Source organism: Streptococcus mitis (assembly GCF_000960025.1).
In the GTDB taxonomy this organism is placed as follows: Bacteria; Bacillota; Bacilli; order Lactobacillales; family Streptococcaceae; genus Streptococcus; species Streptococcus mitis_DH.
The window spans coordinates 544,877-564,891 of the sequence record NZ_JYGQ01000004.1; the positions used below are offsets into that span (position 1 = coordinate 544,877).

General features: G+C 38.8%; 22 protein-coding genes, 1 pseudogene and 1 riboswitch. Of the genes and pseudogenes, 3 read left to right on the top strand and 20 right to left on the bottom strand.

Features of this window, described 5'->3' with window-relative positions; genetic code table 11:
* Nucleotides 1–35: 35 nt before the first annotated feature.
* The 10 genes from TZ91_RS09555 to TZ91_RS09600 form a co-directional block, all read right to left on the bottom strand.
* Complete coding sequence (locus TZ91_RS09555) at nt 36–794, bottom strand: ABC transporter permease (RefSeq protein WP_162174238.1); 759 nt, start codon at nt 792–794, stop codon at nt 36–38.
* Entirely contained in the window at nt 757–1,047 is a 291-nt protein-coding gene (locus TZ91_RS09560) for a thiamine-binding protein (protein ID WP_033687647.1), read from the bottom strand. Before TZ91_RS09560 ends, TZ91_RS09555 begins: the two co-directional genes overlap by 38 nt.
* Nucleotides 1,048–1,115: 68 nt before the next feature.
* A riboswitch (TPP riboswitch) is annotated at nt 1,116–1,218 on the bottom strand.
* Nucleotides 1,219–1,300: 82 nt separating this feature from the next.
* Nucleotides 1,301–2,419, bottom strand: a complete 1,119-nt coding sequence (gene cbpD / locus TZ91_RS09565; RefSeq protein WP_033687599.1) for a choline binding-anchored murein hydrolase CbpD — start codon at nt 2,417–2,419, stop codon at nt 1,301–1,303.
* An 89-nt stretch (nt 2,420–2,508) separates the two neighbouring features.
* Entirely contained in the window at nt 2,509–2,775 is a 267-nt protein-coding gene (locus TZ91_RS09570; protein WP_001278169.1) for a Veg family protein, read from the bottom strand.
* Nucleotide 2,776: 1 nt separating this feature from the next.
* A complete protein-coding gene (dnaB, locus tag TZ91_RS09575) occupies nt 2,777–4,129 on the bottom strand; it encodes a replicative DNA helicase (RefSeq protein ID WP_004255325.1) in 1,353 nt (450 codons plus the stop codon).
* 43 nt (nt 4,130–4,172) lie between these two features.
* Nucleotides 4,173–4,625 (bottom strand): 50S ribosomal protein L9, encoded by a 453-nt coding sequence (gene rplI / locus TZ91_RS09580; RefSeq protein WP_033687601.1) that lies wholly within the window; start codon nt 4,623–4,625, stop codon nt 4,173–4,175.
* Entirely contained in the window at nt 4,622–6,595 is a 1,974-nt protein-coding gene (locus TZ91_RS09585) for a DHH family phosphoesterase (RefSeq protein ID WP_033687603.1), read from the bottom strand. The genes rplI and TZ91_RS09585 overlap by 4 nt, the downstream gene beginning before the upstream one ends.
* 135 nt (nt 6,596–6,730) lie before the next feature.
* On the bottom strand, nt 6,731–7,279 hold the full coding sequence (gene hpf, locus TZ91_RS09590) for a ribosome hibernation-promoting factor, HPF/YfiA family (RefSeq protein WP_004255322.1): 549 nt from the start codon (nt 7,277–7,279) through the stop codon (nt 6,731–6,733).
* A gap of 79 nt (nt 7,280–7,358) precedes the next feature.
* A complete protein-coding gene (locus TZ91_RS09595; protein ID WP_033687604.1) occupies nt 7,359–8,021 on the bottom strand; it encodes a ComF family protein in 663 nt (220 codons plus the stop codon).
* Nucleotides 8,018–9,316, bottom strand: a complete 1,299-nt coding sequence (locus tag TZ91_RS09600; protein WP_033687606.1) for an ATP-dependent helicase ComFA — start codon at nt 9,314–9,316, stop codon at nt 8,018–8,020. The genes TZ91_RS09595 and TZ91_RS09600 overlap by 4 nt, the downstream gene beginning before the upstream one ends.
* 56 nt (nt 9,317–9,372) lie before the next feature.
* Between TZ91_RS09600 and TZ91_RS09605 the strand changes: the two genes are divergently transcribed.
* From TZ91_RS09605 to cysK, 3 genes and pseudogenes are all read left to right on the top strand, one after another.
* Nucleotides 9,373–10,008 (top strand): YigZ family protein, encoded by a 636-nt coding sequence (locus TZ91_RS09605; RefSeq protein WP_045597624.1) that lies wholly within the window; start codon nt 9,373–9,375, stop codon nt 10,006–10,008.
* 101 nt (nt 10,009–10,109) lie between these two features.
* Nucleotides 10,110–10,196, top strand: a pseudogene (locus TZ91_RS10740) (PH domain-containing protein); the annotation flags it as partial.
* Between the two features lie 96 nt (nt 10,197–10,292).
* Complete coding sequence (gene cysK / locus TZ91_RS09610; RefSeq protein WP_033687607.1) at nt 10,293–11,219, top strand: cysteine synthase A; 927 nt, start codon at nt 10,293–10,295, stop codon at nt 11,217–11,219.
* A 121-nt stretch (nt 11,220–11,340) separates the two neighbouring features.
* Here cysK and tsf read toward each other — a convergent pair whose 3' ends face one another.
* The 10 genes from tsf to rodZ form a co-directional block, all read right to left on the bottom strand.
* A complete protein-coding gene (gene tsf, locus TZ91_RS09615) occupies nt 11,341–12,381 on the bottom strand; it encodes a translation elongation factor Ts (RefSeq protein ID WP_000808071.1) in 1,041 nt (346 codons plus the stop codon).
* 78 nt (nt 12,382–12,459) lie between these two features.
* Nucleotides 12,460–13,239, bottom strand: a complete 780-nt coding sequence (gene rpsB, locus TZ91_RS09620) for a 30S ribosomal protein S2 (RefSeq protein WP_000268459.1) — start codon at nt 13,237–13,239, stop codon at nt 12,460–12,462.
* Between the two features lie 225 nt (nt 13,240–13,464).
* Entirely contained in the window at nt 13,465–14,712 is a 1,248-nt protein-coding gene (pcsB, locus tag TZ91_RS09625; protein WP_033687608.1) for a peptidoglycan hydrolase PcsB, read from the bottom strand.
* A gap of 93 nt (nt 14,713–14,805) precedes the next feature.
* The gene (mreD, locus tag TZ91_RS09630; protein ID WP_033687609.1) at nt 14,806–15,300 is read right to left on the bottom strand and encodes a rod shape-determining protein MreD; all 495 of its coding nucleotides are present in this window, start codon (nt 15,298–15,300) and stop codon (nt 14,806–14,808) included.
* Complete coding sequence (gene mreC, locus TZ91_RS09635; RefSeq protein WP_023948193.1) at nt 15,300–16,118, bottom strand: rod shape-determining protein MreC; 819 nt, start codon at nt 16,116–16,118, stop codon at nt 15,300–15,302. Before mreC ends, mreD begins: the two co-directional genes overlap by 1 nt.
* A gap of 58 nt (nt 16,119–16,176) precedes the next feature.
* Nucleotides 16,177–16,971 carry an energy-coupling factor transporter transmembrane component T family protein gene (locus tag TZ91_RS09640; RefSeq protein WP_000377896.1) on the bottom strand — a complete coding sequence of 265 codons (795 nt, stop codon included), beginning with the start codon at nt 16,969–16,971 and terminating at the stop codon, nt 16,177–16,179.
* Nucleotides 16,964–17,803: an energy-coupling factor transporter ATPase gene (locus TZ91_RS09645; protein ID WP_033687611.1), complete on the bottom strand. Its 840-nt coding sequence runs from the start codon at nt 17,801–17,803 to the stop codon at nt 16,964–16,966. Before TZ91_RS09645 ends, TZ91_RS09640 begins: the two co-directional genes overlap by 8 nt.
* Nucleotides 17,788–18,615 carry an energy-coupling factor ABC transporter ATP-binding protein gene (locus TZ91_RS09650; protein WP_000843636.1) on the bottom strand — a complete coding sequence of 276 codons (828 nt, stop codon included), beginning with the start codon at nt 18,613–18,615 and terminating at the stop codon, nt 17,788–17,790. Before TZ91_RS09650 ends, TZ91_RS09645 begins: the two co-directional genes overlap by 16 nt.
* Nucleotides 18,612–19,157: a CDP-diacylglycerol--glycerol-3-phosphate 3-phosphatidyltransferase gene (pgsA, locus tag TZ91_RS09655; protein ID WP_000712122.1), complete on the bottom strand. Its 546-nt coding sequence runs from the start codon at nt 19,155–19,157 to the stop codon at nt 18,612–18,614. The genes TZ91_RS09650 and pgsA overlap by 4 nt, the downstream gene beginning before the upstream one ends.
* A 10-nt stretch (nt 19,158–19,167) precedes the next feature.
* A complete protein-coding gene (rodZ, locus tag TZ91_RS09660) occupies nt 19,168–19,995 on the bottom strand; it encodes a cytoskeleton protein RodZ (RefSeq protein ID WP_020902620.1) in 828 nt (275 codons plus the stop codon).
* Between the last annotated feature and the right edge of the window lie 20 nt (nt 19,996–20,015).

Sequence of the window (20,015 nt, forward strand, 5' to 3'; positions counted from 1 at the left end):
AATTTCCTCTTTTCTTTTTCAGAAACATTCTTATTCTACGAACGTTTCCATTTAATAACATATTTTTCACTGACATCAACCAGCTTCATACCGAGAAGACTGATAATCGATACCAGAATAATAATAGCAAACATAGTATCATACTGAAACAGTTTCTTGGACTGAATCATGTAGACACCTAGTCCTTCAAAGCCTCCCAACCACTCAGATACTACTGTTGTGATAAAGGCGTAGGAGACACTGACCCTCAGACCAGCATAAAAGTAAGGCAGACTGACAGGGATTTTAAAATGCCACAGGATTTGCCAAGGTTTGGCCCGCATCAAACTAAACAAGGTCAGCATATCCTTGTCACAATGCCTAAAACCGTCCAAAATGCTGACGATGATAGGAAAGGTAGTCGTCAAGATAATCAAGACAATCTTGGGCAAAATCCCATAACCGAGCCACAAAACCAGGATAGGGGCTATGGCAATGGTCGGAATGGTCTGAACAACCACCATCATAGGGTAAATCAGGTCATTGAGCCAAGTCAAACTATCCATAAGCACAGCCATGAGACAGGCAATCAAAACTCCCAGAACCAACCCCAGCAAAGCCACTCTCAAGGTCGCCCAGCTGTGGTGCCAGAGAAATTCTCTATCACGCACAAAAGACTGGAGGATTTCAAGAGGTGTCGGCAGGATAAACTTGGGGAGAAGTTTAAGAAAACCTGCTAACTGCCAGATTGACAAGACTCCTAGAAAGCCCAATAGACTAATGTGTCGTCTCAGTATACTTTTCAAGTTTCTCATCAATACTTAAAATCTCTCCTACATTTATTTTGACATTGGCAAAGACATTATCTGCCTCCTGCCCTGCCACTTCTAGCGCTTCTTTGAGAATGCGCATAAGCTCATCAAATTCCCCTTCCAAGACCGTTTCAAATGGTGTCACCACCATAGTCACTTCTTGAGCTTGCAGGTAATCAATGACCTGATCAATAACAGCAATCCGATCGATCCCCTGTGATAGGGGTAAAACTTGCAAGGCAATGCTTGCTTTCATAACAACCTCCTCTTCTCGTTTTCCTTTGACAACAAGAAAAACCTTTACCATACATGGAAAAGGTGCAGAATAGACTAAGTATCGTTCCCTACGCTGGCATTACCCAGATCAGGTGCGGTCGAAGTTTAACACTTCCTCTCAGACTGTACACAGACTCCCATATATTATATGGACATATGATAGCGCAAAACAAAAAAAATGTCAAGGAAACTGCTTACAGAAAAGAGTAGGAAAATTTTCCTACTCCAATTTTCTATACTCGTTCTCCATCACTATTTACTCTGTAGCCATCCACCGTCGTATTGACGGCTAAGGCGCCCGAAGAGTAAGAGTAATACCACTTACCAGAAACTTGATACCAGCCTGTTTTCATTGCCCCTGAACTATCCAGATAATACCACGAGCCATTCTCCTTTAACCAGCCTGTCTGCATTTCACCAGATGATTTCAAATAATACCAGCTAGAACCATCCTTCAACCAGCCTGTTGATTTAGAGCCATTTGATTTGAAATGATACCAACTACCATTTATTTTCTTCCAACCAACAGTTGAACTGTTATTGGATCCATAGTTAGAGCTATTTCCTGATTGATTCTGATAATTCTGTGAAGAGCTTACTCCCTCTAGCTGGATATAGCGACGACTTCCGTTATAAGCCGTATAACTCAACCACTTGTATCCGTCTTTTTCGAGAATTTGATCATAATGAACATTCTCCCCAGGATAATAGTAATCAATCGCAGTTGCGCTAGCTAGAGGCTGATTTTTGATAGCAGCCTTAGCCTTAAAATAATGTGTTCCTCCTGTTGAAGCTGAGGATTGACTATTTCCAACACTTCCTCCAGCTAAATCTTTAAAATGAATAAAGCCAGTCATGGTATTGGCCTTCACGACGCGCTTATTGTAAGATTCTCTTATTCCATAGTTGTATTCTTCAATCTCAATCTCATCTCCTATTACATTTGACACCCAAGCAACATGACCATAAGTTCCTGCAGTAGACCAAGCAATGGAGCCAATAGCTGGTCTATTATCGACACGATAGCCTTCACGACGAGCACGATAGCCCCATTCATTTGCATTTCCATAAGCCGCCGGAATCTCAAAACCATTGACATTACTCAAACGAAAGGCTGCAAAAGAAGTACACTGACGAGAATACATGCGCCACTTATCAATCTCCTGGCTCCCATTTTTATAATGAGCAGGATAATCATCCCCACGCGCAATCGATCCATTTCCTCCGGAATAGGCATATACACTATTACCCGCTGCTAACATCAATCCTACTACTAAAAAGGGAACAACCTTTTTAGCTGATTTTCTAAAAGAAAATCTTGTCTCTGCTACTTTAAATGGTGAAATTTTCATTCTTCCTCCTTGAAAAATAATATAAATCGAAGATTACCTTCACTTAAACTATTCGGAGAAAAAAAGAAAAAGTGAGAAAATTTCTCACTTTAGTCAAGATAATGAATCAAATTCTTTTCTGTAAGGATATCTGAGTAAGTAAAGGATTCAACGTAAACATTAGCTTGTTTATCTCCTTCAACGTTCCCAAATTCAACGATAAATAGGGATGGATAAACCTCAATTAGCTTACCCAATCTATTTTTTTGGCGCTTACGACCATTCTCCAAAGTCATTTCTACGACTTGTCCCTCATGTGCCTTGATTTCTTCTTTTATTTTTTTCATCTTGGCTACATCTGTAAATGCATCTGACATCTTATGCCTCCCTCTTTGAGATACTTGAAAATTTATTGTATTCTTTTTGGAAAATTAATTCCACCGTTCCACGAGCTCCACTACGGTTTTTCTCTATAATAACTTCTACCTTATTGTTTGGTATGCCTTCCTCTTCTTCACCACCACGCTCATAGTAGTCGTCGCGATAAAGAAAGGCTACGATATCAGCGTCCTGCTCAATAGAACCAGATTCACGAATATCAGACAAGACCGGTCTCTTATCCTGGCGTTGTTCTACACCACGAGAAAGCTGACTTAGAGCGATTACTGGAACCTTCAGTTCCTTAGCTAAAATTTTCAACTGACGTGAAATTTCTGAAACCTCTTGTTGACGATTTTCCCGACCAGTTCCCGTGATAAGCTGCAAATAGTCTATTAAAATCAAACCAAGATTTCCAGTTTCTTGAGCCAGTTTACGAGAACGAGAACGAATCTCTGTAATCCGAATCCCTGGCGTATCATCAATATAGATACTGGCGTTAGCTAGATTACCCTGAGCAATGGTATACTTTTGCCATTCCTCATCGGTCAATTGACCCGTACGGATAGAATGCGATTCCACCAAGCCTTCTGCCGCCAACATACGGTCCACTAGACTTTCCGCACCCATTTCGAGTGAAAAAATAGCAACCGTTTTGTCCAACTTAGTCCCAATATTCTGAGCAATATTCAATGCAAAGGCTGTCTTACCAACCGCTGGACGGGCTGCTAGGATAATCAACTCCTCCTCATGAAGTCCAGTCGTCATATGATCCAAGTCACGATAGCCTGTCGCAATACCTGTAATATCGGTCGTTTGTTGCGAGCGAGTTTCCAGATTTCCAAAGTTGATATTCAACACATCTCGAATGTTCTTAAATCCACTTCGATTAGCATTTTCGCTGACATCAATCAGGCCTTTTTCTGCCTGAGCAATGATTTCATCAGCTGGTTGCGAAGCCTCGTAAGCTTGATTGACAGACTCTGTCAACTTGGAGATTAATCGACGTAGCATGGCCTTCTCTGCAACAATCTTAGCATAATACTCCGCATTAGCAGAAGTTGGCACAGAATTGACAATCTCAACCAGGTAAGACAAGCCACCAATATTCTGTAAATCACCTTGATTATCAAGAATGGTACGAACCGTTGTTGCATCTATAGCATCGCCACGATCGGATAAATCGACCATAGCTTGGAAAATCAAACGATGGGCATACTTAAAAAAGTCCCGAGACTCAATATATTCTCGCACAAAAACAAGCTTACTCTCGTCAATAAAGATAGCCCCTAAAACGGATTGCTCAGCTAAGATATCTTGAGGTTGTACTCGTAACTCTTCTACTTCTGCCATCAGACTTCCCTTCCTTTTACAATCTTGTCAAGAAAGTGTAAATTTACCCTTCTTTCACACGAAGATTGATCACACCTGTGATATCTTGATAGATTTTCACTGGTACATCGATCAAACCAACTGCTCGAATCGGAGCTTGTACTTGAATATGACGCTTATCAATCTTAATTCCAAATTGCTTTTGCAATTCTTCTGCAATTTTCTTATTGGTAATGGAACCAAAGGTACGACCATCTGGACCAACTTTTTCAACAAATTCTACAACCGTTTCTTCTGCTTCTAGTTGGGCTTTAATTGCTTTTGCTTCTGCAATCATCTCAGCGTGAGCTTTCTCCTCTGATTTTTGTTTACCACGAAGTTCACCTACAGCTTGAGCAGTTGCTTCTTTTGCTAAATTCTTTTTGATAAGAAAGTTTTGTGCATACCCTGTTGGTACTTCCTTAATTTCGCCTTTTTTACCTTTTCCTTTAACATCTGCTAAAAAGATTACTTTCATTCTTCTTTCTCCTTTTCCTTTATTTCATTTAATACAATTTCTGTCAGTTTTTCACCTGCTTCTGACAAGGTTGAATCCTTAATTTGAGCTGCTGCCAAATTAAAGTGGCCTCCACCTCCCAGCTCTTCCATGATCCGTTGTACATTCAGTTTACTACGACTTCGAGCTGAGATCGAGATAAATCCTTGTGTATTCTTCGCAATAACAAAACTCGCTTCAATACCTGACATAGCTAACATGGCATCTGCTGCCTTACTAATAACAACTGTATCATAGCATTTCGAATCCATAGCCTCTGCTATCAGTACATCTGAACCTAATTTACGCCCCTGTAAAATCAGTTCATTGACCTCACGATATTCTTCAAAATCTGTTGCAGCGATTTCCTGGATAGCAATACTATCGCTTCCGCGCGTTCTGAGATAGCTAGCAACATCAAATGTCCGACTAGTCACTCGTGAGGTGAAATTTTTAGTATCCAACATCATACCAGCCATTAAAACACTTGCTTGCATACGACTCAAACGATTTTTCTTAGAATTCTGGAACTGAATCAATTCCGTTACCAACTCACTGGCACTGCTTGCACCACTTTCGATATAAGTAATAACCGCATTATCTGGAAAATCCTGATCCCGTCTGTGGTGGTCGATGACGATGGTTTGGGTAAATAAATCATAAAAATCTTTTGATAAAGTTAAAGCTGTCTTTGAATGGTCTACAAGAATCAACAAAGAACGATTGGTCACCATCCCTATTGCATCCTTAACAGACAACAACTTTGTAACTCCTTCTTTTTCTAAGAATGAAACAGCTCGTTCAATATCCGGCGACATTTGTTCTTCGTCATAAATAGCATAGCTATTTTCAGTCACATTGCTGGCAAACAACTGCATACCTACAGCAGAGCCAAGAGCATCCATATCTAGATTTTTGTGACCAACTACAAAAACCTGATCCACACTACGAATCTTATCTGAAATAGCCGTCATCATAGCACGCGTACGAGTCCGTGTACGTTTGATTGAGGCAGCAGATCCACCACCAAAATAAACTGGATTTTTCGTTTCGTCGTTTTCCTTGACAACCACTTGGTCGCCACCACGCACTTCAGCTAAGTTCAAGTTGAGCAATGCAACTTTCCCTATCTCATCATGATTTCCATCACCATAAGAAAATCCCATACTTAAGGTCAAGGGCAACTGTCTCTGTTTCGACTCTTCTCTGAAAGAATCAATAACAGAAAATTTATCGTTCATCAATCCCTCAAGCACTGTGTAGTCCGTAAATAGATAAAAGCGATCCATACTCACTCGACGAGAGAACATGGCATGCTTCCCAGCAAATTCTGAAACAAAATTGGCTACAAAACTATTAATATGACTGATATCAGACTCCGATGTTTCATCTTCTAAATCATCATAGTTGTCAACGGAAACGATCCCAATCACAGGTCGACTCGTAACTAGCTCAACAGTCGCTTCGTATTCTCCAGACACATCAAAGAAGTAAAGAACTCCAGACACCTTGTCCATATGAACCGAATAGCGGGTCTCACCCAAGGTGGCATAAGAACCTGGATTCCCCACAGAAGCCTTGATAATTGTTTGAATTAATGCCACATCAATTTCGCCCACTTCATTAGTCAAAATCAATTCAGCATAAGGATTAAACCATTCAACTTCACCTGACGACAAGTCTAATTTAATAACTCCGACAGGCATCTGTTCTAACAAGGTTGTCAAACTTTCTTCAGCTTGGTGGTTTACATACTGGATTTGTTCTACTTCACTCCTTGAGTAGTAGTCTCTCTGATGGATGAATAGTAAAATATATGAACCCAAAATAAGTAGCAAAAGAAATAGCGTTACCAGTGTATTCGTTACAAAAACAAGTTGCACAGATAGCACTCCGAACGCCACTATTCCTAATATTAAGGGGAAAATAGGACTTACATAAAATTTTTTCATTCCAAACCTCTTGGCACCCATTATACCATAATAACCACCAAAAAGCGACTTTTTAAAAGTGTAATCAGTAATTCTATCAATTATAAGAAAAAGGAGGTTTACAATTTAGTAAACCTTCCTTTACACATATTGAAATTAAGATTCTTTAACTTCTAACAAGCCAATCTCGCCATCTTCACGACGATAAATCACATTGGTTGTCTGATCTTCAACATCCACATAGATAAAGAAATCATGTCCCAACAAATCCATCTGTAGAATAGCTTCTTCCAAATCCATTGGTTTTAAATCAATTTGTTTTGAACGAACAACTCTAGATTGGACAACATTTGTATCTTCCACCAAAGCATCTGTAAATAATTGACTAGTTGCTACCTTGTTTTTATTTTTACGCTCGATTTTTGTTTTATTTTTACGAATCTGACGTTCAATTTTATCGGTTACAAGGTCAATTGAACCATACATATCTTGAGACACATCTTCTGCACGAAGAGTAATTGAACCAAGTGGAATCGTCACCTCTACTTTAGCAGTTTTTTCACGATACACCTTCAAGTTAACTCGAGCATCCAACTCTTGTTCAGCTTGAAAATACTTTTCGATCTTTTCGAGTTTAGAAACTACATAATCACGAATTGCTTCTGTTACTTCTAGGTTTTCACCACGGATACTATATTTAATCATATGAGTACCTTCTTTCTAAACATTTTTGTTTTTCTGATTTCATTATAACGCTTTCATTTTAGTTTTGCAAATTTTTTCCTCATCTTACAAGGGAAAATGTTTTGACATCCTCAGCACCAGCCTCTTCCAACAGTTTCTTCACACGATTTATAGTTGTTCCAGTAGTGTAAATGTCATCTATAAGTAGGATTTTTTTAGGAATAGTGACTCCCCTTTTAATAAAGAAAGGAAGTTCTGTCTCCAAGCGTTCTGAACGATTTTTGGAAGAACTGGCCCGCTCTTCTCTCTTCTCTAGTAAGTCTTGAAAAGAGAACCCTGCTGCTTCAACTAAACCTTCAACCTGCTTAAATCCCCTCTCGAGCAATCTTTCAGGACTTAGGGGAATTACAACAAATTGATACTCTTTGTACTTTTTTAACTCCTCACTTAAAACTGAAGCAAAAACTTTTCTTAAAAGGAAGTCTCCATCAAACTTATACCGACTGAAAAAATCCTTCATAGCTTGATTGTAAATAAAAATCGCTCTATGACTGACTTCAATTCCTTCTTTACACCAAAATTGACAATCTTGACACTTAGTTGACGCCTCTGTTTTCATACAGCTTGAACAGCACTCTTCACCAATTCTCTCAAAAGTAGATTCACAATCTAAACAAAGACAGGAGTCATCATTCTTCAGAAGTAAGAGACTACTAAAAGTTAAAACAGCCTTCATGGTCTGCCCACATAATAAGCACTTCATAGACCCGCCTCCTTATTCATCTGCTGAATTTCCTTAATTGCCTTCTTGATTGAATCATTTAACCCATCATGGAAGAAAAGCAAATCTCCTGTCGGTCTATCCATGCTTCGCCCAACTCGTCCACCAATCTGAATCAAGCTAGACTTGGTAAAAAGGCGATGATTGGCCTCTACTACGAAAACATCCACACAAGGGAAGGTAACTCCCCGCTCCAATATTGTCGTACTGATAAGTATTGTCAGTTCTCCATCTCTAAATGCTTGTACCTGCTCTAATCGATCTTCCGTAACTGAAGACACAAAACCAATTTTCTCATGCTGAAATTCCTTCTGTAAGACTTCTTTTAATTGCTCCCCTTTCTTAATTTCTGAAGCAAAAATGATTAACGGATAAGCTGTCTTTCTCTGATTCTTAATATAAGACTTTAGCTTTGGTGACAACCGATTTTTCTCTAAACAGTGATTAAAATCCGATAGCCAGACAGGCTTTGGAATAATCAACGGATTTCCATGAAACCGTCTAGGCAAACTCAATCGTTTTAATTCTCCGATGCGAACCTTCCTATCTAACTCATCGGTAGAAGTTGCTGTTAAAAAGATTCTCAAGCCATTCTTCTTTACACTATTCTTGACAGCATGGTAAAGCGTGGGATTGTCAACATAAGGAAAGGCATCTACTTCATCCACTATCAGCAAATCAAAAGCTTGATAAAACTTCAATAACTGATGAGTCGTCGCAACAACTAGTGGTGTTCGAAAATACGGCTCTGATTCTCCGTGTAGTAAAGATATCTCGCAAGCAAAATCATCTTGCAGGCGCTTGTACAGCTCCAAACAAACATCTATGCGAGGACTAGCCAAGCATACTGCACCACCCGCATTGATCACTTTAGCTACTACTTGATAAATCATTTCTGTCTTTCCAGCTCCTGTTACAGCGTGAACCAACGTTGGCTCTTGCTTTTCTACCGCTTGAAGCAGTCCCTGTGATACCTTCTCTTGAAAAGGGGTTAATTGACCACGCCATTTAAGAACATCTTGCTTCGGAAAATCCTCCTGTGGGAAATAGTATAAAGATTGATCACTCCTAACTCTCTTCATAATTAAGCATTCCCTACAATAGTAAGCACCGATAGGCAAATACCATTCTTCTAAAATAGGACTATTACAACGTTGACAGAAAAGTGTCCCCTTCTCCTTTCTCATTGCTGGAAGTTTCTCCGCCAACAGACGTTCCTCTTCTATTAATTCATTCTCCGTAAACAAACGACCGAGATAATTTGGATTTACTTTCATACTTCTTTATTCGTAAAAATCTAGCGCTTTAGATGATTTTTTAGTACAATTAAATCATGGAATTTAGAACAATTAAAGAGGACGGTCAAGTCCAAGAAGAAATCAAAAAATCCCGCTTTATCTGTCATGCCAAGCGTGTTTATAGCGAAGAAGAGGCTCGTGACTTCATTACTACCATCAAGAAAGAGCACTACAAAGCTACACATAACTGCTCTGCCTTCATTATTGGGGAACGTGGTGAAATCAAACGGACAAGTGATGATGGTGAGCCCAGTGGTACTGCTGGCGTTCCCATGCTTGGGGTACTAGAAAATCACAATCTCACCAATGTCTGCGTGGTCGTGACACGCTACTTTGGTGGCATTAAGCTAGGCGCTGGAGGATTGATTCGTGCTTACGCAGGTAATGTCGCCTTAGCTGTCAAAGAAATTGGCATCATTGAAGTAAAGGAACAGGCTGGTATTGCTATTCAAATGTCTTACCCTCAGTACCAAGAGTATAGTAACTTTCTTAAAGAACATGATCTTATGGAACTTGAGACAAACTTTACAGATCAAGTCGATACGATGATTTATGTTGATAAAGAAGAAAAAGAAAATATTAAAGCTGCACTTGTAGAGTTTTTTAATGGAAAGGTCACTTTAACTGATCAAGGTTTACGAGAAGTTGAAGTTCCTGTAAACTTACTGTAAATGATTGATAATAAAGTGTTTCATTAACATTCTCACTGCTAGTTTAATTAGCAAAATAAAAAGCTGCTTGCCCAGCCCTACTAAAAAATGATGCAATTCAAAAGAAATCTGATATCGTGCCACTTTACACCTATTTATTAGAATTAGCTTATCACAATCGTTTGAAAATTAATGGCTTAGACCTATGATATAAAAAAATCCTATCGCTTCGATAGGATTTCTATATTTTACAAATGGTATAGATAGCGTTATACTAGAAATATCTTATACAAAGAGGTATTCATATGTCTATTTATAACAACATTACTGAATTAATCGGTCAAACTCCGATTGTTAAACTCAACAACATCGTGCCAGAAGGGGCTGCGGACGTCTATGTAAAGCTTGAAGCATTCAACCCTGGTTCTTCTGTAAAAGATCGTATTGCTCTTAGCATGATTGAAAAAGCTGAACAAGACGGTATTCTGAAACCAGGTTCTACAATTGTTGAAGCAACAAGTGGAAACACTGGTATTGGACTTTCATGGGTAGGTGCTGCTAAAGGGTATAAAGTCGTCATCGTTATGCCTGAAACTATGAGTGTGGAACGACGTAAGATTATCCAAGCCTATGGTGCTGAACTCGTCCTTACTCCTGGTAGCGAAGGAATGAAAGGTGCTATTGCTAAGGCTCAAGAAATCGCTGCTGAACGTGATGGTTTCCTTCCTCTTCAATTTGACAACCCAGCAAATCCAGAAGTACACGAAAGAACAACAGGAGCTGAAATACTAGCTGCTTTCGGTAAAGATGGACTAGATGCCTTTGTTGCTGGAGTAGGTACCGGTGGAACGATTTCTGGTGTTTCTCATGCACTCAAGTCAGCAAATTCAAACATTCAAGTTTATGCAGTGGAAGCTGATGAATCTGCTATTCTATCTGGTGAAAAACCTGGTCCTCACAAAATTCAAGGTATCTCAGCTGGATTTATTCCTGATACACTGGATACAGAGGCTTATGATGGTATCGTTCGTGTAACGTCAGACGATGCTCTAGCACTCGGCCGTGAAATTGGTGGAAAAGAAGGTTTCCTTGTAGGGATTTCTTCAGCTGCAGCTATCTACGGGGCAATTGAAGTTGCCAAGAAATTAGGTACAGGTAAGAAAGTCCTTGCTCTAGCACCAGATAACGTCGAACGTTATCTCTCTACAGCACTCTATGAATTTGAAGTGTAGTCTTCTAAATACACTTAGCCCTTATTATAGGGCTTTTTATTTATACCTTAAAAATAGGAACATCTCCCTATAAAAATCGACTGCATAGAAAAAAGGAAGCAATTTGGCTTCCTTTTTATTATTAGTTATTCAAGGCTGCTGCCATTGTAGCTGCAACTTCAGCTTCAAAGTCGTTTGCAGCTTTCTCGATACCTTCACCAACTTCAAAGCGAGCGAACTCAACTACTGAAGCGTTAACTGATTCAAGGTATGCTTCAACTGTCTTGCTGTCATCCATGATGTAAACTTGTGCAAGAAGTGTGTAAGCTTGGTCAACTTTAGTGTTGTCAAGCATGAAGCGATCCATTTTACCTGGGATAATTTTGTCCCAGATTTTTTCTGGTTTGCCTTCTGCAGCCAACTCAGCTTTGATGTCAGCTTCAGCTTGAGCAATCACTTCATCAGTCAATTGAGATTTTGATCCATACTTCAAGTGTGGAAGAGCTGGTTTGTTAACCATTGCACGGCTTTCGTTATCTTGGTCAATAACGTGGTTCAATTGTGCCAACTCATCTTTAACGAATTGCTCATCCAATTCTTTGTAAGAAAGAACTGTTGGTTTCATCGCTGCGATGTGCATTGACAATTGTTTAGCAAGTGCTTCGTCTCCACCTTCAACAACTGAAATAACACCGATACGTCCACCGTTATGTTGGTATGCTCCAAAGTGTTGTGCGTCTGTTTTTTCAATCAATGCAAAGCGACGGAATGAGATTTTTTCTCCGATAGTTGCTGTTGCAGATACGTATGCAGCTTCAAGAGTTTCACCTGAAGGCATTGTCAAAGCAAGTGCTTCTTCATTATTAGCAGGTTTTCCTTCAGCAATAACTTTAGCTGTAGTATTTACCAATTCAACGAATTGAGCATTTTTCGCAACGAAGTCAGTTTCAGCGTTTACTTCAATAACTGCTGCAACATTACCGTTAACGTAAACACCAGTCAAACCTTCTGCAGCAACACGGTCAGCCTTCTTAGCTGCCTTAGCCATACCTTTTTCACGAAGCAATTCAATCGCTTTTTCGATGTCACCGTCTGTTTCTACAAGCGCTTTTTTAGCGTCCATAACTCCGGCACCAGATTTTTCACGCAACTCTTTTACAAGTTTAGCTGTAATTTCTGCCATTTTGATTCTCCTATATTTTTTAAAAATAGGAGAGCCGGGCTAAGCCCCGCCCTCCTAGGTAATTACTATTTATATGAATTAAGCGTTGTCGCCTTCTACAACTTCAACGATTTCTTCGATTGAATCTGCTTGAGCTTCAGAAGCTGCAAATTCTGCTTCAACTGCTGCTGCATCTTCACCTTGACGTCCTTCGATGATAGCGTCAGCCAATTTAGCTGTGATCAATTTAACAGCGCGGATAGCATCATCGTTAGCTGGGATGATTACATCAATATCATCTGGATCAGTGTTTGTGTCAACCATCGCTACAACTGGGATTCCCAATTTCTTAGCTTCTTTAACAGCGATTTGCTCTTTATGTGGATCAACTACGTACATAACATCTGGGATACGAGGCATATCTTCGATACCACCCAAGAATTTTTCAAGACGTGCACGTTGTTTGTTAAGAAGTGCAACTTCTTTCTTAGGAAGAACTTCGAAAGTTCCATCTTCTTCCATACGTTTGATTTCTTTCAAACGAGCGATACGTTTTTGGATTGTTCCCCAGTTTGTAAGAGTTCCACCCAACCAACGGTGGTTGATGAAATATTGACCTGAACGTACTGCTTCTTCAGCAACTGCATCAGCTGCTTGTTTCTTAGTACCAACAAACAATACAACTGCATCGTTAGCTGCTGCATCACGCATGAAATCGTAAGCTTGGTCAGCGTATTTTACAGTTTGTTGCAAGTCGATAACGTGGATTCCGTTACGCTCAGTGAAAATGTACTTAGCCATCTTAGGGTTCCAGCGACGAGTTTGGTGACCAAAGTGTACACCAGCCTCAAGAAGTTGTTTCATTGAAATTACTGCCATGAGTATTTCTCCTTTTTGTTTTTTTCCTCTTCTTGACTTCAACTCGCAAAACGACCCAAAGGCAACTGTTTCACAATTCATCAAGAATGAGTATTATCGTTCACACGACAAGTTTCATTTTACCATACTTTTTCAATATTTTCAAGTGATTTTAACAGATTTTTAAAGTAAGGTAACTATATAAATCATAAAAGAGACTCAAATCGAGCCTCTTCGTTTTATTCATTAGTTTGGATAGATATATGTTACAAAACCTTCTGAAGTCGTAGTAGGATTGAACCATCCACGTTTATTTCCGATTGTACGGTTTCCACCATAGTTTGATTCAGATACTTGGATACTTGTTGATGATGAAACAGCTGTAACCACGGCTACGTGTCCATATCCACCATCATTCCAACATGCAATGGCACCAACTTGAGGTGTAGATCCTGTACGGAATCCTGCTGCAGCTGCACTTGTAGCCCACTGTGCTCCATTACCCCAGTAATCTCCAGCCCAAGGCGCCAATGTTTTAGCTCCCCATGTACACTCACCAGTTGGATAACTTGAAGCATTTGTACTATATGTTGGACGATGTGTCACTGGAGCAGGAGTGTAGCTTGTTGATTCTGTTGAAGCACTGCTTGAAGATGATTCAGACGAACTTGACTCAGATGAACTTGATGAAGAAACAGTAGATAGTGCTTGAACTTGTGCTGTAAAAGTTGTATTTCCAGAAGCAACTACTGTTTGTTGTTGACTTGCTTGTTTAGCTTTATAAGCTGCTTCTGCTTCTGCAGCCGCTTTAGCTTCTGCTTCTGCTGCAGCTTTTTTCTCAAGTAAACTTGCTTTTTCATCCTCTGCAGTAGCCTTTTCAGCAGCAAGATTCAATTCTGCAGCTTTCAACTCAGCTTGTTTTGTAGTTAATGATTGAGCATCATCAGCTAGTTTTTGCTGATTTGCAATAACTGTATTAATTGCATCATTGTTTGCTACTTGTTTTTCAGAAATAGCTTTTTTATCTGCTTTTTGTTGTTCCAACATTTTGTTGTTTGCAGATACGATTTCACTCATTGCAGCAACACGTGAAATAGCTTCTGTAATTGATTTTGAGTTTACAATTGTATTGATGTAATTTGTTGCAGCTCCATTTGTTTGAGCACTACGAGCTTGTTTTTGTAATGAATCATTGCGAGATACAATATTCTTAGAAAGTTCTGTAATTTCACCCTCAAGCTTTTTAGATTCTGCTTGTAGTCTATCATTTTCAGATTGCAAGTTTGATTGCTCTGTTTGAATAGCAGATACTTGCTCCTGAACTTGATCAACTTGTTTTTGTGCTTCTTGTTGTTGTGCTGTTAAGTTACTAATTTTATTATCTTGAGCAGCAATTTTGTCATCAGTAGTTTCTGCATGCGCAGTTGTTAAAACAGCTACTTGAGAAACCATTACTGTACTTAATAAAAGTGACGCTAAGATTTTTTTCTTCATATTACGTAGATACTCCTTCTTTTAAAGACATTACTAGTATACCAAAAAAAGGCCTAATGAATATTACGCCTTTGTTACATTTTTATTTCTTTCTTATAGGTAAAATTTTTCAAAAATAAACTGAAAGATAATCATCCACATAAGGTTCAAAATCATTGATGGTACTAAACTATAGACTATAAATAAAGACATACTATCCACAGTTAAACCTACCACTATTGCAAGTATATAAGCTCCCATCTCAAATAGAAAAGTCATGACAATAATTGCCAACATTCTCGTCCAACGATTCAATAAAATAACGCTATTAAATTTATGGAGAAATGCCCCCAATAAGACGAATAACAAAGTCGCAATCCCTATCAAGTGGAAAAAGTAAATGTCATAGACCAAACCCACTACAAAACAATAAGCTAAGTAGAAGTACTCTGATACTTCAATCGTCTCAAATAAGAGAAACAAAAATAGAAAATGACTAGCCAACTGTACATGGGGAAATAATGAGCCCAAAAGCTGACTAATATGGGCATCAATTAGAACAAAGAAAGGAAGCAATAAAAATACTCCAACTCGCTTCAACTGTCTCATTATGAATTCCCCACTAATTCTATCACACTCACATTATGAGTATCTGCACTCAATTTAACAGTTACTTCTCGTGTCAAATAGTCCGTACTATGCGTTGTGGCAACCACTTCACCAACAGGAATATCAGCAACGTTAAAGTTTCCTAATCCACCAGTGATCACCTTATCTCCCGCACTAATATCGCTACTACTATTTAATTGACTAATTTTGAGAACTTCATTTTCCTTGTCATAGCCAACAATAATCCCATAAATTGTAGTAGAACCATGTTGAATTTTAACAGAAATCTTATCAGCATTTTCCGTATTTGTCAGAAGGTTGACCATGGTAGAGTTCTCCTCTACTTTTGAGACACTCCCAATCAAGCCACCATTTGCAATTGCTAACATATTCTCAGAAGCCCCTTTTGATTTGCCTGCATCTAAGGTCAACTCCTGCTTCCAAGATACTGGAGAACGCATAATAACATCTGCTGCCAAAGTCTTTGTAGCTTGCAATTTGGACTTCATATCAAGCAATTGGCGCAGTTGTTCATTTTCCATCTTTAAACTTTCCGCCTCATTTGATTTAACTTCTAATTGGTAAATCTGTTTCTTCAAACTTTCATTTTCATTATAAGTGCGTGTCAAATGAGCCAAATCTGATTTGACAGAATCAAACCACTGAAAAGGTTTTTGCACAACCCTATCAACCACTGAGATTCCATCTCCTAATCTTGTCACAATTGTACTTGAATAAGTCGTCGCTAAGAGAGCTGACACAAGCAGAACAGTGACAAAAACAATAATGACATATTTTGATTTTTTAAAACGGTTCATATCCCTACCTTTATATCAAAAACTGTTACAGTAACTTTTTATCAATTCCTGAAAGCTACTAAGATTTTAAGAAAAATAAGCAACAACCAAGTATGATAATAACAAGAATGGTCAGCGTATCCTTTCGAGTCCATTTCAATTGTCGATATTGACTTCTGCCTTTTCCACCCTGATAACCACGCGCTTCCATTGCGATAGCCAAGGAATCCGCACGTTTTAAACTTGTCGCAAAAAGAGGAATCAAAATGGGAATCATAGCCTTCACCTTTTGAACAATACTTCCTTCTCCAAAATCCACTCCACGCGCTTTCTGTGCATTCATAATCCGCGTCGTATCATCCATCAAGGTTGGGACAAAACGCAAACTCATAGACAGCATCAATCCAATTTCATGAACTGGAACTTTCATACTCTTTAAAGGTGCTAATAGAGCTTCGACAGCTGATGCCAAACTTAAGGGCATGGTCGTTAAGGTTAACAAAGTTGAAAAGAAAATAATCAATACAAAGCGACAAAAGATAATTCCAGCTTGTTGCAAAGCATAATCCGTAATTCTCACAAACGAAAACTCAAATAAAACATTCCCATTAGAAATGAAAAACAGTTGAAAAATAGTTGTGAAGGCAATCAAGAAAAACATAGACTTCAAGCCCTGAATAAAAAATGAAAGAGATACTCCTGACAAAGCAATAAATATCCCTGTCGCTATAAAAAGAATCAGATTCGTCAAGGGATTATTAGCCCAAAAAACGATCAAAATCAGTAGCATCATAGCCAGTAATTTGCTGCGTGGATCCAATCGGTGAACTATCGAATCCCCTGGGATATAACGCCCCAAAATCATACTATCCATTTAGCGACTCCTTGAACTCCTCTATCTTAATCGGTAATCGTTTAAATGACACGCCTCTATCAGCCAATCGTTTACAAAAAGCTGTAATTTTAGGTACTCCCAACTGAACTTCTTCCATAAAAACAACATCTTGAAAGACATCACTAGGTTTACCAAACTTAACTAAACGTCCCTTTTCCATCACATATACCTGGTTCGCATATTCAGCAACATCATCCATCAAATGCGTTACCAAGACAATGGTCATCCCTGACTGGTGGAGTTTTTTGAACAAATTCATCAGCTCTTTTCTTCCCAGGGGATCTAGGCCTGCTGTGGGTTCATCTAAGACTAATATAGCTGGTTCCATGGCAAGTATGCCTGCAATGGCGACACGTCTCATTTGTCCACCTGATAGCGCAAACGGACTACGATCAAAAAGTGATTCATCAATTCCAACCAGAGCCAGTTTCTCACGCGCAATCTGCTCCGCATCTTCTTCAGAAACTCCAAAATTTTGCGGTCCAAAAGCAACATCCTTCAAAACCGTTTCTTCAAAAATCTGATTTTCAGCAAACTGAAATACCAAGCCAACCTGTTTTCTAATTTGACGAATATCTTTATTTTTAGAAGTCGAGGTGATTAAGGTATCAAAAACCCGCACACTCCCTTGGCTTGGCACCAATAAACCATCTAATAGTTGTAAAATAGTTGATTTACCACTACCTGTGTGGCCAATTAAGGCCGTATAAGAACCATCTTCAATCGTCAAAGAAACATCTGACAAAGCTGTTGACGCTAAGGGAGTCCCTTCTTGATACGTAAAACTCACATTTTCTAGAGCAATTCCCATAGCTTATCTTCTAGCTCACTTTCTGTCAAATAATTTTCAGGCAAATCATAGCCATTCTGGCTCAAAGAATGTTTTAATTGATTAGCAAAAGGATCGTCTAATCCAATTTGATCCAAATCATTTCGAGAGAAAAGCTCCCTTGGACTACTAGTTGATTCAATTGACCCTTTTTTCATGATCAACACACGATCACTCATGGCAACTTCTTCCAAATCATGTGTAATGGAAATGACCGTCATATCATAGTCTTTCCGAATTCCTTTTACTGTCTCAATCAGTTCTCTACGTCCCTCAGGATCCAACATACTCGTTGCTTCATCTAAGATTAAAATAGCTGGTCTTAGGGCTACAACACCTGCAATAGCCACACGTTGCTTTTGGCCACCTGATAGACGCGCTGGCTCTCTCTTTTTAAAGTCCAACATGCCAACCAAATCCAGAGCTTCTTCCACTCTCTTTTTCATTTCTTGACGAGAAAGTCCCTGATTTTCCAAACCAAAGGCAACATCATCTTCAACAGTCGCTCCAACAAATTGATTGTCTGGATTTTGAAAAACCATACCGATTTGACGACGTATATTCCAAACATTTTCCTCAGTCAGCCGTTGGCCATCAATTACAATCTCTCCGGATTCTGCTTCCAGTAAGCCATCAATTAAGCGAACCGTCGTTGATTTACCACTACCATTATGCCCTACAATCGAAAGCCATTCTCCACGTTTCACGTGAAACGTAATATCCTTCACATCGTAATATTCCTGACTTTCCTTATAGCGAAAAGAAAGATTTTTTACATCAATTACTGATTTCATTTCGAACCAAATGTCCCTTTAAATACATAGGCACTACCCTTGAAATAATCATAGCCAGAGTAGATAGTGAAAAACAAGGCTACATAAAGTAGAACTTGACCAAGCAAAGTCCAATGTAATAGCAAGAAAATAATGGCAAACATCTGACTAAAAGTTTTAATTTTTCCAGGCATTGCTGCTGCTAAAACTGTTCCACCAGTTTCAACTAATAAAAGTCTTAAACCTGTCACAGCCAACTCACGACAGATAATCACTGCAACAATCCAAGCTGGAGCCATTCCTAACTCAATCAGCATAATAAAAGCCGACATAACTAGTAGCTTATCCGCCATAGGATCTGCAAATTTACCAAAATTACTAACCACATTCCATTTACGAGCTAAATATCCATCTAAATAGTCTGTAATACTGGCAATAGCAAAGATAATAGCTGCTACCATATGACTCTCTATCGAATTTCCTACTGTTAAAATAAAGATAAAAATAGGTATAAAGAGAATTCGACCTATTGTTAAGATATTTGGAATTTGTTCTTTTTTCATTCGTTTTTCCTTAATTTTTAGTAAAGGTTACAGCGATTTTTCCAGTCTGAGCTGTTAATTTCGATAAATCAACAGTCTGATTGTCTACTGTTAAGGCAACACCTTTGACAACACCTAAAGTAATTGTCACAGGATTTTTAGTTGAAACGCTTGTTTCCGCACTTTTATTATCCGGTGATAAAGTCACACCACCCTCAAGATCACTTTCTGAAACACTAACCCAACTTCTAGCATCTGACACTGATAATTGCAATTTTGCAGTTTCCTTGCTCGTTTTATAAGCAACTTCTACTCGATTTCCTTCACCTGATACACTTATAGCAGGTTCTATATTTGAAGAACTACTAGATGAGCTACTGCTTGAAGATGGAGTTACAGAACTAGTCGAACTTATTGCTTGGACTACACTATAACTAGACGCAGACGAACGCTCCGGTTGAGTCTGGAGATAATTCCAAACATAATAAGTCACAAAAATGACAATCGATAGTGCAAAAAGTATAAAATAAAATAAAGGTAAAAATGATGCCTTATTTTTCTTACTTGAACGTCTCCTACCTGTCAACTCGTCTTCATCAACATCTACTTCCTCATAAGTAATCATGCTCCCAGAATCATAAGCATCCAAGACAATTCGCTCATCAAGTTCAACTGCCCACGCATACTTTCTCAAAAAAGAACGAGTATAAAATGGACTAGGCAGTTGATCAAAATCATCAGCTTCCATAGCTTCCAACATATCCAACTGAATTTCTGTTTTTTTGTGTAATTCTTCTAAAGTCAACCCTTGGTTGGTTCTAGCTAAACGTAAAACCTCACCAATTGTTTTTTTCCTCATACTTATCATTCCTTCTTTCT

What these genes read in the sequence shown, in the direction of transcription:
- TZ91_RS09650 (WP_000843636.1), bottom strand. Translation starts at nt 18,615, where the DNA reads ATGAAATCAGTAATTGATGTAAAAAATCTTTCTTTTCGCTATAAGGAA.
- mreD (WP_033687609.1), bottom strand. Translation starts at nt 15,300, where the DNA reads ATGAGACAGTTGAAGCGAGTTGGAGTATTTTTATTGCTTCCTTTCTTT.
- TZ91_RS09605 (WP_045597624.1), top strand. Translation starts at nt 9,373, where the DNA reads ATGGAATTTAGAACAATTAAAGAGGACGGTCAAGTCCAAGAAGAAATC.
- mreC (WP_023948193.1), bottom strand. Translation starts at nt 16,118, where the DNA reads ATGAACCGTTTTAAAAAATCAAAATATGTCATTATTGTTTTTGTCACT.
- TZ91_RS09640 (WP_000377896.1), bottom strand. Translation starts at nt 16,971, where the DNA reads ATGGATAGTATGATTTTGGGGCGTTATATCCCAGGGGATTCGATAGTT.
- TZ91_RS09600 (WP_033687606.1), bottom strand. Translation starts at nt 9,316, where the DNA reads ATGAAAGTAAATCCAAATTATCTCGGTCGTTTGTTTACGGAGAATGAA.
- hpf (WP_004255322.1), bottom strand. Translation starts at nt 7,279, where the DNA reads ATGATTAAATATAGTATCCGTGGTGAAAACCTAGAAGTAACAGAAGCA.
- pcsB (WP_033687608.1), bottom strand. Translation starts at nt 14,712, where the DNA reads ATGAAGAAAAAAATCTTAGCGTCACTTTTATTAAGTACAGTAATGGTT.
- dnaB (WP_004255325.1), bottom strand. Translation starts at nt 4,129, where the DNA reads ATGGCAGAAGTAGAAGAGTTACGAGTACAACCTCAAGATATCTTAGCT.
- rodZ (WP_020902620.1), bottom strand. Translation starts at nt 19,995, where the DNA reads ATGAGGAAAAAAACAATTGGTGAGGTTTTACGTTTAGCTAGAACCAAC.
- tsf (WP_000808071.1), bottom strand. Translation starts at nt 12,381, where the DNA reads ATGGCAGAAATTACAGCTAAACTTGTAAAAGAGTTGCGTGAAAAATCT.
- TZ91_RS09595 (WP_033687604.1), bottom strand. Translation starts at nt 8,021, where the DNA reads ATGAAGTGCTTATTATGTGGGCAGACCATGAAGGCTGTTTTAACTTTT.
- rpsB (WP_000268459.1), bottom strand. Translation starts at nt 13,239, where the DNA reads ATGGCAGTAATTTCAATGAAACAACTTCTTGAGGCTGGTGTACACTTT.
- TZ91_RS09645 (WP_033687611.1), bottom strand. Translation starts at nt 17,803, where the DNA reads ATGGGAATTGCTCTAGAAAATGTGAGTTTTACGTATCAAGAAGGGACT.
- TZ91_RS09555 (WP_162174238.1), bottom strand. Translation starts at nt 794, where the DNA reads ATGAGAAACTTGAAAAGTATACTGAGACGACACATTAGTCTATTGGGC.
- pgsA (WP_000712122.1), bottom strand. Translation starts at nt 19,157, where the DNA reads ATGAAAAAAGAACAAATTCCAAATATCTTAACAATAGGTCGAATTCTC.
- rplI (WP_033687601.1), bottom strand. Translation starts at nt 4,625, where the DNA reads ATGAAAGTAATCTTTTTAGCAGATGTTAAAGGAAAAGGTAAAAAAGGC.
- TZ91_RS09560 (WP_033687647.1), bottom strand. Translation starts at nt 1,047, where the DNA reads ATGAAAGCAAGCATTGCCTTGCAAGTTTTACCCCTATCACAGGGGATC.
- cysK (WP_033687607.1), top strand. Translation starts at nt 10,293, where the DNA reads ATGTCTATTTATAACAACATTACTGAATTAATCGGTCAAACTCCGATT.
- TZ91_RS09570 (WP_001278169.1), bottom strand. Translation starts at nt 2,775, where the DNA reads ATGTCAGATGCATTTACAGATGTAGCCAAGATGAAAAAAATAAAAGAA.
- cbpD (WP_033687599.1), bottom strand. Translation starts at nt 2,419, where the DNA reads ATGAAAATTTCACCATTTAAAGTAGCAGAGACAAGATTTTCTTTTAGA.
- TZ91_RS09585 (WP_033687603.1), bottom strand. Translation starts at nt 6,595, where the DNA reads ATGAAAAAATTTTATGTAAGTCCTATTTTCCCCTTAATATTAGGAATA.